Origin of the sequence: uncultured Bacillus sp., from assembly GCF_958411575.1 — a bacterium.
In the GTDB taxonomy this organism is placed as follows: domain Bacteria; phylum Bacillota; class Bacilli; order Bacillales; family Bacillaceae; genus Bacillus; species Bacillus spizizenii.
In genome coordinates this window covers 1-12,242 of record NZ_CATYRA010000013.1, presented here as the reverse complement: position 1 = coordinate 12,242, position 12,242 = coordinate 1, and the positions used below count along the sequence as shown (strand labels likewise).

The following is a 12,242-nucleotide window of genomic DNA, read 5'->3' as shown; positions in this document are numbered from 1 at the left end:
AATGAGAAATGGCAAATCACATTTATCTTGCTGGCGATTCAACTGTTCAAACGTATGGAGACAGCACAAATCAAGGGGGGTGGGGGCAGTTTCTCGGCTCGCATCTGCCGGAGCATATTCAAGTGATTAACAGAGCAATCGGGGGAAGAAGCTCGAAAACATTTGTGGAAGAGGGCAGGCTTCAGGCGATTCTTGATGTGATTGAGCCGGATGACTGGCTGTTTGTGCAGATGGGCCATAATGACGCGTCGAAAAATAAGCCGGAGCGCTACACCGAGCCCTATACCACCTATAAACAATATTTAAAGCAGTATATCGCAGGCGCGCGGGAAAAAGGCGCCCATCCGCTTCTCATTACCCCTGTAGCACGCTTTCATTATGAAAATGACATGTTTTTGAACGACTTTCCTGACTATTGCATTGCCATGAAGCAGACGGCTGCTGAGGAGAATGTCCAGCTCATTGATCTGATGGAGAAAAGTCTTGCTTTCTTTACCGAGAAGGGCGAGGAAAAAGTGTACACCTATTTTATGGTGTCAGAAGGAATTAACGATTACACGCACTTTACAAAAAAAGGCGCAAATGAAATGGCGAAACTTGTGGCAAAAGGCATAAAGGAACTCGGCCTGCCATTGACAGAATCGATCATCAAAGAAGGGTGAAAAATGTGAGGAGAAAACTGTATCACGGCGCTTGTTATTATCCCGAATTATGGGATGAAGAGACGATTCAGCAGGACATTGACATCATGCGTGAAGTTGGCGTGAATGTTGTGCGGATCGGTGAATTTGCCTGGTCTGTCATGGAACCGGAAGAAGGAAAAATTGACGTCAGTTTTTTCAAAGAGATCATCACCCGTCTGTATGATAACGGCATCGAAACGATCATGTGCACGCCGACGCCTACACCGCCGATTTGGCTGTCGCACGGCCGGCCGGAGCGTATGCATGTAAACGAAAAAAGAGAGGTCATGGGGCATGGCTCCCGTCAGCATGCTTGTACGAACAACCCGTATTTCCGAAAAAAAGCCGCCATCATTACCACAAGCATCGCCAAGGAGCTTGGCCAGCTCCCGGGACTCATCGGCTGGCAGCTTGACAATGAGTTTAAATGCCATGTGGCTGAATGCATGTGTGAGACGTGCTTGCACTTGTGGCATGACTGGCTCAGAAACCGCTATGGCGTGATTGAGCGGTTAAACGAGGCATGGGGAACGGATGTGTGGAGCGAAACCTACCAGACGTTTGAGCAGGTGCCGCAGCCGGGGCCGGCACCGTTTCTGCATCACGCCTCTCTAAGCACAATGTATCAGCTGTTTTCGATGGAGATGATCGCTTCATTTGCAGATGAACAGGCCAAAATGATCCGCTGCTATTCGGATGCGCCGATCACGCATAACAGCTCCGTCATGTTCAGCGTGGACAATGAGCGGATGTTTCGGAATCTCGATTTTGCCTCCTATGATACGTACGCTTCGCAGGAAAACGCCTCTGCATTTTTATTAAACTGTGATTTGTGGAGGAACTTGAAACAAGGGCGCCCGTTTTGGATTTTGGAAACGAGTCCGTCGTATGCTGCCTCGCTCGAAAGCTCCGCTTTTCCGCATGCCGACGGGTATTTACAGGCCGAAGCCGTATCTTCCTACGCCTTAGGAAGCGAGGGTTTTTGCTATTGGCTGTGGCGCCAGCAGCGTTCGGGCAGCGAGATTTCACACGGTTCGGTTCTCAGTGCCTGGGGCGAGCCGACCGTGGGCTATCAGAACGTGATGGCAGTCGAGCGGGCAAGAAAGGAAGTCGAACAGGTGATTTTATCGACTGTGCCCGTTCAAGCCGAGGCGGCGATGACTTATTCCGACAGAGCAAAAGCATTTATCAAAACAGAGCCTCACCGGGGACTCCAGCACCGTTCGCTTGTGACCTATTTTTATGAGCGTATTCTTAACACGGGGATTCACCGTGACCTCATTCCAGAAGGCGTTCCGCTGGACGGCTATCGCTTGCTGTTTACGCCATTTGTGCCGTATCTGTCTTCTGATTTTATCAAAAAAGCTTCGGCATTTGCTAAAGCTGGCGGCATTTGGATTGTTGGGCCTCTTGCAGGGGGACGCTCAAGCGAGCATACGATTCATACCGATTGCGGGCTTGGCGAACTTGAGAAAACAGCCGGGATCAAAACGCGGTTTACCTTTCCAATGAACGAGAACGTAAATACAGGAAAAGCGTTTGGCATCACAGCGCCTCTCGGGATGTGGAGCGCGGTGTTTGATACAGAGAATGGAAACACCCTAGGCACGGTTGAGTCAGGACCGGGAGCAGGCCATGCCTTTCTGACAGAACAGAAGCACGGCAAGGGAAAAATCATTATGCTTGGCTCGCTTCCATCGGGGAAAGAAGGGAATGCGATGCTGGAAGCGCTCGTCAGGCATTACGCTGCTGAAGCAGCCATTTCCGTCCGGTCGGATGTGACACCCGGCACGATCGTTGCCCCGCGCAAAGGCGATAACGGCCTTGTGTGGATCATCGTCAATATGGATGGAAAAGGCGGGAGCGTGACACTGCCGGAAGCAGGTATGGATCTGTTGACGAACCGTTCAGCGAAAGCGGGAAGGCTGGCAGTCGGACCGCATGAATACCGTGTGATTCAGTTTGATAATCACAGCTGATTCTTTGCATCGAATCAGCTTTTTTCTATGGAGGGGGAGAACTGATGAAAAAGATGAAATGGTTATCAGAAAAGCCAAAGATGACATGCGGTGTGACGTGGGGCGTGCCATGGAAAAAAGGGGAATTGAAAAAAGGTAACCGTCTGTCGCTTGTGAATGAAAACGCGGAAAGGCAATATGTGCAAAGCGAACCGTCGGCCTATTGGCCGGACGGGAGCATCAAGTGGACGAAGCACGCAGCGGTGTTCGGAGGACAGGAACACCAAAGCTTTGCAGTGCAAAAAGGAGAATCCCCGCAGCCAACAGAAGTGCTCCGTATCAATGAGTCAGAGCATGACATCCAAGTGAATACAGGAACACTCGTCTGTGCCATCCATAAAACAGGCTCCGATTTCATTCAATCATTGCAGATCAATGGAAAGCCGATCGCCGCAGGCGGGAGGCTCGTTGCCATAAGAGAAACGAGAAAAGAGACGGCGGCGGAAACGGTTCTTTTTCGTGAAACGTCTGTCAGCCTCATCAAACGTGCGGCGATTGAGAAGAGCGGCCCTGTCAAAGCAGTGATCAAAATAGAGGGCGTGCATATCCTCCAAAAAACAAATGAGGAATGGCTGCCGTTTGTGGCCAGATTGACGTTTTATACCGGGCTGTCTGAAATCGGCATCGTACATACGCAGCTAATTGACAGGAACGGTAAACAAGAATTCATTAGGGGACTTGGCATAGTGTTCGACCTTTTTTTGGAAGGGGAGCCGTACAATCGCCATTTCCGTTTTGCGGGAGAGAAAGGGATGTACAAAGAACCAGTCCAGCTGTTTGGCACACGTAAATTCAATGAACGGTATCCGCTTTATCAAAAACAAATTAATGGTGAAACGCTGTTTCCAAGTGAAGAGCACAAGGAATGGTTTGCGCATGGCACACAGAACGCGGTTTGGAATGATGTCAAGCTCGTGCAGGATTCCAGCGATCATTACAGCCTGTCAAAACGGACCGGAAAAGATTATGCGTGGGTAGGCATGCTGCATGGCAGCCGGGCGAAGGGGCTTTGCTATGCGGGCGGCGAAAATGGCGGCATAGCCCTCGGTCTGCGGTACTTTTTTGAGAAATATCCGTCAGCCCTGGAAATCACAGGCCTTGCCGGCAGCCATCCAAAAATGACCGTCTGGTTTTGGCCTCCGGATGGAGAGGTGATGGATTTGCGGCATTATACAGGAAACACCCACGTGGCCAGCGCATATGAAGGATTTGATGAAATGCGCGCTGATCCGACCGGCATTGCCAACACAAATGAAATCAGCCTGTCGTGCTTTTCGCATATGCCATCTGATGATGTCCTTCATACGCTCGCTGATAAATGGCAGGCGCCGCCGCTGCTTGTATGTGAGCCGGACGTCTATTACGAATCAAAGGCGCTCGGGGTTTGGAGTGTCATTGACACATCTCATCCGCTCAAAAAAGAGCTGGAAGAACAGCTCGACGCCGCATTTCTATTTTACAAAAAGGAAGTAGAGCAGCGCAGGTGGTACGGGTTTTGGCATTATGGCGATGTCATGCATACGTATGACCCGATCCGGCATATGTGGCGGTATGATCTCGGCGGGTATGCATGGCAAAATAATGAGCTCGTTCCGACCTTATGGTTGTGGCAGGCGTTTTTCCGCTCTGGCAGAGAGGATATCTTCCGCATGGCTGAAGCCATGACCCGCCACACGAGCGAAACGGACAGCTTTCACCTCGGGGAATATGCAGGGCTTGGCTCACGGCATAATGTTGTTCACTGGGGATGCGGATGCAAGGAAGCGAGGATCAGCATGGCCGGGCTTTATAAATTCTATTACTATCTGACGGGAGATGAGCGGACGGGAGATCTTTTGACAGAAGTAAAGGACGCCGATTACGCCCTCGTCAAAACCGATCCGATGCGTGCTTTTTACGAGAAAGGCAAGCACCCGACCCACGCCAGAACGGGACCGGACTGGGCGGCATTTTGCTCGAACTGGCTGGCTGAATGGGAGCGAACCGAAAATCCGGAATATCTCAGAAAAATCGAAACGGGCATTAGCTGTCTGAAGCGGCTCCCGCTCCGCTTATTATCTGGCCCGACATTTGAATATGATCCGGCGACCTCGAGGCTTCATCACATGGGAGACGGCATAGCGGGCGGATATCATATGATCATTGCCTTCGGCGCGCCGCAAGTGTGGATGGAGCTGGCTGAGCTTCTTGATGACCGGGAATGGGAGGAAATGCTGAGTGAATTCGGCGAATTTTACACACTCAGTGATGAAGAAAAACGGAAAAAAAGCGGAGGCGCGCTTCATGACAGGCATTTTCACTGGCCGATGTTCGCCGCTGCCATGACCGCCTACGCCGCAAGAAAAAAACAAGATCAGAAGCTCGCCGCCAAAGCGTGGAATCTTTTGCTCGATGATAAGCTGAGCCATACGCCGCTTCCGATCAAACCAGAGCGCATTGAGACATGGACGCAGCTGGAGGAGCTCCCATGGGTCACAACGAACACCGTCTCTCAATGGTGTTTGAACGTCATAGCAGCGCTGGAACTGATCGGGGATTCCCTTCCGGCAAAAAAAGATACATCCGGCAAGAAAGGATAACAGCCGGAATTTCATAGGAGAAATGATGCAAAAAATGAAGATTGCAAGAAATTATGTAAGCGCTTTATATTGGGAGGGGCAAAGGGGAAATGCAAAATGAAAAAAAGGGGGACTTACGCATCATGAAAAATAGAATGCGAAAAAAATGGCTGGCATTGCCGCTCGCTGCCATGATGATCACCGGATGCAGCAATTCGGAAACATCCAGTTCAGCAGGCGGTTCGAAAGACACGATTAAAATTATGGCGCCGCTCTTATCGCCGGAAAGCCCGAGTGAAAAGAGCCCTTCGTTAAAAGCGCTCGAAAAATACACAGGCAAAGAGATTAAAGTCACATGGGTGCCTGATTCATCCTACAACGACAAATTCAACATCGTCATGGCTTCCGGAGAGATGCCTCATGCGATTGTGATTAAAGATAAATCAGCGGGCTTTATCAAGTCTGTCAAAGCAGGGGCATTTTGGGAGCTGTCTCCTTATTTAAAAGACTACAAGAATTTAAGCCAGGCAGATGAAAAGATTTTGAAGAACAGCTCGGTGAACGGCGAGGTGTACGGAATCTACAGAACGAGGGACCTGATCAGAGCGTGTATGATCATCAGAACCGACTGGCTTAAAAACGTCGGTCTGGATATGCCGGAAACGATTGATGATTTCTATGAAGTGCTGAAAGCCTTTAAGGAAAAAGATCCTGACGGAAACGGCAAGGATGATACGTACGGCATGGTCGTGCCGAAATGGATGGGGCTCGGCAACGGAAGCCCGTGGGATGTTCTGCAAATCTGGTTCGGCGCTCCGAACCGCTACGGCGTTGAAAACGGAAAGCTGATTCCTGATTTTACAACGAAGGAATACATGGATGCGCTCAAGTTTTTTAAAAAGCTGTATGATGAGGGCTTGATCAATAAGGACTTTGCGGTCATGGATTCAGCGAAGTGGAATGATCCGGTTGTGAAAGGAAAAGCGGGTGTCATCGTTGATACAGGCTCCAGAGCGTCTCAAATCCAAAGCGCGATGGAGGAGGCGGATAAGTCGAAAAAGGATGTGATTGATATCGTCGGCTCGCTTGAGGGGCCGAATGGCAAGCGCACCTTCCCGACATCCGGTTATTCAGGCATGATCGCGATACCAAAATCAAGTGTCAAAACCGAAAAAGAGCTGAAAGAGGTGCTGTCCTTCCTCGATAAGATGAATGATAAGGAAGCACAGATTCTCACGAACAACGGAGTGGAGGGCCGCAATTACGAGCTCAAGGATGGGGTATTCACCTCGCTTGAAAAAAACAACAAGTCTCTCCTGTATGAGCATGAAGGTTTGGCGCAGTTCAGCATGTCGATTCCGAAAAGCGAGTATTACATCGAAGACCAGAAAACAAAGCTCTTCCAGCATCGCAAGGACATCATAACTGAAGGAGAAAAAATAGCCGTCTTTAACCCGGCTGAGTCGCTTGTATCTGATGTCTATACCCAAAAAGGAGCCCAGCTTGACAACATCATTCTCGACGCGAGAACACAATTTATCATTGGAGAAATTGACGAAAAAGGGTTCGAGGATGCGGTGGAGCTTTGGAAAAAAAGCGGCGGCAATGACCTGATGAAGGACTTGAACAAATTGCATCAATCGTCAAAATAAACCGGTGCGCCTGCCGTTCGGCAGGCGCACTGGTACCACGAAAGGAGAACAGATATGGAAACAGTGCCAAAGAAGGGAGATTCACCTGTTCTCACTGCTGGAAAAGGCACCAGCTGGATGGCTGCGCTCAAGCGGGACAAATGGCTTTATCTTCTTCTTATTCCCGGTCTGCTTTATTTTTTGATTTTCAAATACTTGCCGATGTGGGGCGTGCTGATCGCTTTTAAAGACTATTCGCCATATCTCGGCTTCTGGAAAAGCGAATGGGTCGGCTTTGATTATTTCAAAGACTTTTTTATGAATCCGGATTTTTTCCGGCTTCTGCGCAACACCCTCATGCTCGCGAGCCTGGATCTTTTATTTGCCTTTCCGGCGCCTCTCATTTTGGCTTTGCTTTTGAATGAGGTGAGAAAGGCCGTGTATAAAAGATGCATCCAAACCTTTATTTACGTGCCCCATTTTGTTTCATGGACAATCGTGGTCAGCATCACCTTTGTTTTCTTTACTGTCGATACAGGTGTGATCAACAAATTCATTATGAACCTGACAGGTGAGCAGATTTCTTTCTTATCGGACGCGGACTGGTTCCGGCCGATGATTGTGATGCAAAGTATCTGGAAGGAGACAGGCTGGGGAACGATTTTATTTCTGGCCGCGTTGGCGACGGTTGATCAGGAGCAGTATGAAGCTGCTATCATGGACGGAGCGGGCCGCTTCAGGAGAATGTGGCATATTACACTGCCAGCAATCAGGAGCACCATTATCGTTTTGTTAATTTTAAGAATCGGCAGCTTTTTGAATCTCGGCTTTGAACAGGTGTATTTGATGACGAACTCGCTCAACCGCAGCGTGGCTGACATTTTTGACACGTATGTATACATGATGGGGATTACCCAAGGCGCGTACAGCTACAGCACGGCGGTCGGTTTGTTTAAATCGGTTGTCGGGATTATCTTGATTTTCGGCGCCAATTACATTGCGAAAAAGTTTGATCAGGAAGGATTGTTTTAGAGGAGGGAGAGGTATGGCTGACATTCACACGATGCACAACACAAAAGCCGGACGGGTGTTTGACGTCTGCAACATTCTATTTCTCGGCGGTGTCGGTGCAATTACCATTTTGCCGTTTTTGTATATTATCGCAGGTTCCTTTGCGACAGAAGCTGAACTTGCCCAGCGCAGCTTCTTTATATTCCCGAAAACCTTTACACTCGATGCTTACAAGTATGTGTTTTCAACACCGACGTTCATCCGAAGCATGGGCGTATCCATCTTCATTACCGTGGTCGGGACGGCTGTGCAGCTGTTTTTCACCTTTACGATGGCGTATCCGCTGGCGAAGCGGCATGTGAAGGGGCGGAATCTGCTGTTGAACCTGGTGATCTTCTCTATGCTATTTTCCGGCGGGATGATCCCGACATACCTTGTCGTAAAATCACTTGGCCTTTTGGATACGTATTGGGCATTGATTCTGCCGATGGCGATTAATCCGTTCAACCTTATTATTATCAAAAACTTCTTTCAGCAGCTGCCGCGCGAGCTGGAGGAATCGGCAAAGATTGACGGCTGTTCCGAAATCGGCGTTTTCTGGCGGATCGCCCTGCCGCTGTCAAAGCCGGTTATTGCGACTTTTGCGCTGTTTTATGCGGTCGGGATTTGGAATGATTTCTTCCACGCTCTCTTATATATCAATGACAGTGCAAAATGGCCGCTGCAAATGGTGCTCCGCCAAGTTACAATCTTATCGGATTTAACGGCAACCAATGGCGATACGATGCAAAATACCGTTCCGCCGGAGCAGGGAATAAAACTCGCCGTCATTGTCATTGCGACGCTGCCTATTTTGGCGGTCTATCCATTCCTGCAAAAACACTTTGCAAAAGGAATGCTGATCGGTTCGGTGAAAGGCTGAGAAAGGGAGTGTTTCATATCAGTACGTTAGATCAAATTAAAATCGCCTATATCGGCGGGGGGTCTCAAGGCTGGGCCAGAAGCCTGATGAGTGATCTGTCGATTGATGAACGGATGTCAGGCACGGTGGCGCTCTATGATCTTGATTTTGAAGCCGCTCAGAAAAATGAAGTGATCGGCAATCACAGCGGAGACGGCAGATGGAGGTACGAAGCGGTTTCTACTTTGAAAAAGGCGTTATCGGGCGCGGATATCGTCATTATTTCCATTTTGCCGGGTTCACTGGAGGATATGGAAATCGATGTCCACTTCCCTGAGCGCTGCGGCATTTATCAGTCTGTGGGTGATACTGTCGGGCCGGGCGGGATCATCAGAAGCTTGCGGGCCGTTCCGATGTTTGCAGACATTGCCCGGGCAATAAGAGACTACGCACCTGAATCATGGGTGATCAATTATACAAACCCGATGTCTGTCTGTACAAGAGTGCTGTATAAAGTGTTTCCGGGCATCAAAGCGATTGGCTGCTGCCACGAAGTATTCGGCACGCAAAAACTACTGGCGGAAATGGTCACAGAAAGGCTCGGAGTAGAGGTGCTCCGGCGCGAAGATATCCGTGTCAATGTACTCGGCATTAACCATTTCACATGGGTTACGGAAGCCTCTTACCGCCATATTGACCTGCTGCCTATATTCCATGAATTCAGCTCGCATTATGGAGAATCAGGATATGAGCTAGAGGGGGAAAGCTGGAGGGACAGTGTCTTTCGTTCGGCACACCGTGTTGCGTTTGATTTATTTGAAATGTATAGCGCCATCCCCGCTGCGGGTGACAGGCATCTGGCAGAGTTTCTTCCCGGCCCTTACCTCAAACAGCCTGAGGTTTGGAAATTTCACCTCACACCTGTATCATTCAGAAAACAAGACAGAGACGAGAAACGAAAAGAAACAGAACAATTAATCGCGCAAAAACGGGGCGTTGCCGGGAAAGCCTCGGGAGAAGAAGGCGTGAACATCATAGCGGCTCTCCTCGGATTGGGTGAACTCGTCACGAATGTAAATGTGCCGAATCAAGGCCAGGTTTCCAGTCTTCCTTTACAAGCGATTGTCGAAACGAACGCCTTGGTTACCCGCAACAGCGTACAGCCGATTTTCTCTGGAGCGTTGCCGAAGGGTGTGAAAATGCTGGCGGCACGACACGTATCCAATCAGGAGGCAGTGGTGGAAGCGGGGTTAACAAAGGACCGCGGTCTCGCTTTTCAAGCGTTTCTCAATGACCCGCTTGTCACGCTCGACCGACGTGATGCGGAGCAGCTTTTTGACGACATGCTCTTAAAGCACCAGCCGATATTATAATAGGAGCAGTGACCGTTTAGAAAACGTGAAGTTGACCATAATGGTAGTAGCTCTTAAGAAGTAGGTGCTATCAACGTGGGAGATTATCTGAATGTAGCAATAGAATTAGTTTGCGGTCTCTTTATTTTATTTGTCATTTTGAAGTTTCTTGGGAAAACCCAATTCTCTCAACTCACCCCGTTTGACTTTATTTCTGCTTTAATTTTAGGAGAACTGGTTGGAAACGCCGTCTATGATCATGAAATCAAGATAAAAGAAATTATTTATGCATCACTCCTATGGGGCTTGCTTATTTATTTGATTGAATTGATTACACAAAAACTTAAAGGAACCAGAAAGTTTCTGGAAGGCGAACCGAATATCGTCATCCATAATGGAAAGCTCAAATATGAAATGCTAAAGAAAAACAAGCTCGACATTAATCAGCTGCAAAGCCTTTTAAGGCAGGCAGGCTGCTTTTCCATACAGGAAGTGGAATATGCCATATTAGAAACAAACGGGATGGTCAGCGTTCTTCAGAAATCAGATTTTGGCAATCCGACGAGAAAAGATATGAATCTTCCGCAGCAAAATGTGTCTTTGCCCACCACGTTAATTCTTGATGGGGAGATTGTGTATGACAACCTGCAAGAAGCAGGGGTAGACGAACAGTGGCTGAAGCAAACGCTGAAAAAGCAGGGAATTGAAAAGACTGAGGATGTATTATTTGCTGAATGGCATCCTAATAAACCGCTGTATGCCATCACATTTGAAGAAAGCAGGTCCTCATGAAAAAAGAGCTTGCGGCATAGCCCAAGCTCTTTTTCGTTATTGATGAGTCCCTTGTTTAACAGCTCTTACATGATACATGCTCACTTCAGTGCTGATCAGATAGTCAGGCTTTGGTTTGCTTTTGTTCGCTTTATGGCCGGCGATATGTGCATCGCTTTTTTCCCATTGCTTCCAGTGATCCTCGGATTCCCAGCGAATCATGACAACGACTTCCTCATCACCGCGGCGGACGTTTTTCTCAAGCACTGTCACATCAATTAAACCTTCTTGTTTTTCAATGATTCCCTCAGCGCTGAAACGTTCTATAACTTGATCTGAATGGCCTTCTTTTACCGTCATTTTTCTCAACTGAACAAACATTTGTCTCTCTCCAATCATTCTCATATATGAATGATTGTAAATGAAATTGATTCTCAATGTCAAAGGAAGCGCACGGCGGAATAGAGCCACCGTCCATTGTTATTCTTTCAATAAAAATACATTGCTGTCTTCGTCCTTAAATTGTACGAAGGTGCCCCACTCCATTTGATTGGGCTCGCCGAGAAATTCTACACCGTTTGCTTTCATTTTCTCGTATGTACCAAAGATGTCTTCACATTCAAACACGATAGAAGCTTTCATTTGTTCAGAGCCTTTCATCATGGCTTTTGGGTAAATGACTAAACGGGTCTGGGCTCCTTTTGGCGCAACCTCCAGCCAGCTTGCATCAGGTCCCATCGGGTGGTCCGCCGCAATATCAAAGCCAACCTTCTCCGCCCAAAATTGCTTCGCTTTCTGCTGGTCTTCAACATATACAGCAACAGTGCCAATTTGTTTGATCATAGGGAAACCTCCAATTTGAAAGATAATTATACTATAACCTGTTCACGGCCGAAGTAACATGAAAAATCAGCCGGAAAAACCGGCTGATTTTCGATTAATATGAGCAGCTCACGACATCTATCAGATTTGTGTCTAAGGCGAAATAAACCCAGCGGCGCCGTGAAGAATCCCAGTAAAAGCCTCCGACGGATCTTCTGCCTAGAATGATCGGGTAGAACCAAAATGAGCTGCCGTTGGTTAACCAAACATAGGTAAAGCGAAAAAGGCAAGGCTGAATGGCAACGGGTTCAACTAAATAAGCAACTCCCTGAGGGCTCTGCGGCTTTTTCGGTTTCGCCGGCTTTTTTGAAGGCGGGGGTCCCTGCGGCGCACCGCCGAAGCCAGGCACAGCGCCGCCGCCAATACCAGGGCCGGAGCCGCCGCCGAAGCCAGGCACAGCGCCGCCGCCAATACCAGGGCCGGAGCCGCCGCCGA

The 12,242-nt window shown here is 48.6% G+C and carries 11 protein-coding genes; 8 read left to right on the top strand and 3 right to left on the bottom strand.

Translation table 11 applies throughout. The features are described from left to right. The first annotated feature begins 8 nt into the window (after nt 1-8). From Q5C82_RS17915 to Q5C82_RS17880, 8 genes are all read left to right on the top strand, one after another. Nucleotides 9-662, top strand: a complete 654-nt coding sequence (locus tag Q5C82_RS17915; protein ID WP_003219526.1) for a rhamnogalacturonan acetylesterase — start codon at nt 9-11, stop codon at nt 660-662. A gap of 5 nt (nt 663-667) precedes the next feature. After that, complete coding sequence (locus Q5C82_RS17910) at nt 668-2,662, top strand: beta-galactosidase (protein WP_003219529.1); 1,995 nt, start codon at nt 668-670, stop codon at nt 2,660-2,662. 44 nt (nt 2,663-2,706) lie between these two features. Next, nucleotides 2,707-5,280 (top strand): hypothetical protein, encoded by a 2,574-nt coding sequence (locus tag Q5C82_RS17905; RefSeq protein WP_013307934.1) that lies wholly within the window; start codon nt 2,707-2,709, stop codon nt 5,278-5,280. Between the two features lie 122 nt (nt 5,281-5,402). Beyond that, nucleotides 5,403-6,911 (top strand): extracellular solute-binding protein, encoded by a 1,509-nt coding sequence (locus Q5C82_RS17900; protein ID WP_032727356.1) that lies wholly within the window; start codon nt 5,403-5,405, stop codon nt 6,909-6,911. Nucleotides 6,912-6,965: 54 nt separating this feature from the next. Next, nucleotides 6,966-7,922 carry a sugar ABC transporter permease gene (locus Q5C82_RS17895; protein WP_003219533.1) on the top strand — a complete coding sequence of 319 codons (957 nt, stop codon included), beginning with the start codon at nt 6,966-6,968 and terminating at the stop codon, nt 7,920-7,922. A gap of 13 nt (nt 7,923-7,935) precedes the next feature. Then, nucleotides 7,936-8,823: a carbohydrate ABC transporter permease gene (locus Q5C82_RS17890; protein WP_003219535.1), complete on the top strand. Its 888-nt coding sequence runs from the start codon at nt 7,936-7,938 to the stop codon at nt 8,821-8,823. Nucleotides 8,824-8,831: 8 nt separating this feature from the next. Continuing rightward, a complete protein-coding gene (lplD, locus tag Q5C82_RS17885) occupies nt 8,832-10,175 on the top strand; it encodes an alpha-galacturonidase LplD (RefSeq protein ID WP_003219537.1) in 1,344 nt (447 codons plus the stop codon). Nucleotides 10,176-10,250: 75 nt separating this feature from the next. Next, a complete protein-coding gene (locus Q5C82_RS17880) occupies nt 10,251-10,946 on the top strand; it encodes a DUF421 domain-containing protein (protein ID WP_003219539.1) in 696 nt (231 codons plus the stop codon). A 36-nt stretch (nt 10,947-10,982) separates the two neighbouring features. Here Q5C82_RS17880 and hmoA read toward each other — a convergent pair whose 3' ends face one another. The 3 genes from hmoA to Q5C82_RS17865 all read right to left on the bottom strand — a co-directional run. Then, entirely contained in the window at nt 10,983-11,306 is a 324-nt protein-coding gene (gene hmoA / locus Q5C82_RS17875) for a heme-degrading oxygenase HmoA (RefSeq protein ID WP_003219541.1), read from the bottom strand. A 99-nt stretch (nt 11,307-11,405) separates the two neighbouring features. Continuing rightward, complete coding sequence (locus Q5C82_RS17870; RefSeq protein ID WP_003219543.1) at nt 11,406-11,768, bottom strand: VOC family protein; 363 nt, start codon at nt 11,766-11,768, stop codon at nt 11,406-11,408. Nucleotides 11,769-11,862: 94 nt separating this feature from the next. Beyond that, a partial coding sequence (locus tag Q5C82_RS17865) for a hypothetical protein (protein WP_302268184.1) occupies nt 11,863-12,242 on the bottom strand: 380 nt, incomplete at its 5' end.

Coding starts and splice junctions, on each gene's coding strand:
- Q5C82_RS17915 (WP_003219526.1), top strand. CDS start 9: ATGGCAAATCACATTTATCTTGCTGGCGATTCAACTGTTCAAACGTAT.
- Q5C82_RS17905 (WP_013307934.1), top strand. CDS start 2,707: ATGAAAAAGATGAAATGGTTATCAGAAAAGCCAAAGATGACATGCGGT.
- Q5C82_RS17900 (WP_032727356.1), top strand. CDS start 5,403: ATGAAAAATAGAATGCGAAAAAAATGGCTGGCATTGCCGCTCGCTGCC.
- Q5C82_RS17895 (WP_003219533.1), top strand. CDS start 6,966: ATGGAAACAGTGCCAAAGAAGGGAGATTCACCTGTTCTCACTGCTGGA.
- Q5C82_RS17890 (WP_003219535.1), top strand. CDS start 7,936: ATGGCTGACATTCACACGATGCACAACACAAAAGCCGGACGGGTGTTT.
- hmoA (WP_003219541.1), bottom strand. CDS start 11,306: ATGTTTGTTCAGTTGAGAAAAATGACGGTAAAAGAAGGCCATTCAGAT.
- Q5C82_RS17870 (WP_003219543.1), bottom strand. CDS start 11,768: ATGATCAAACAAATTGGCACTGTTGCTGTATATGTTGAAGACCAGCAG.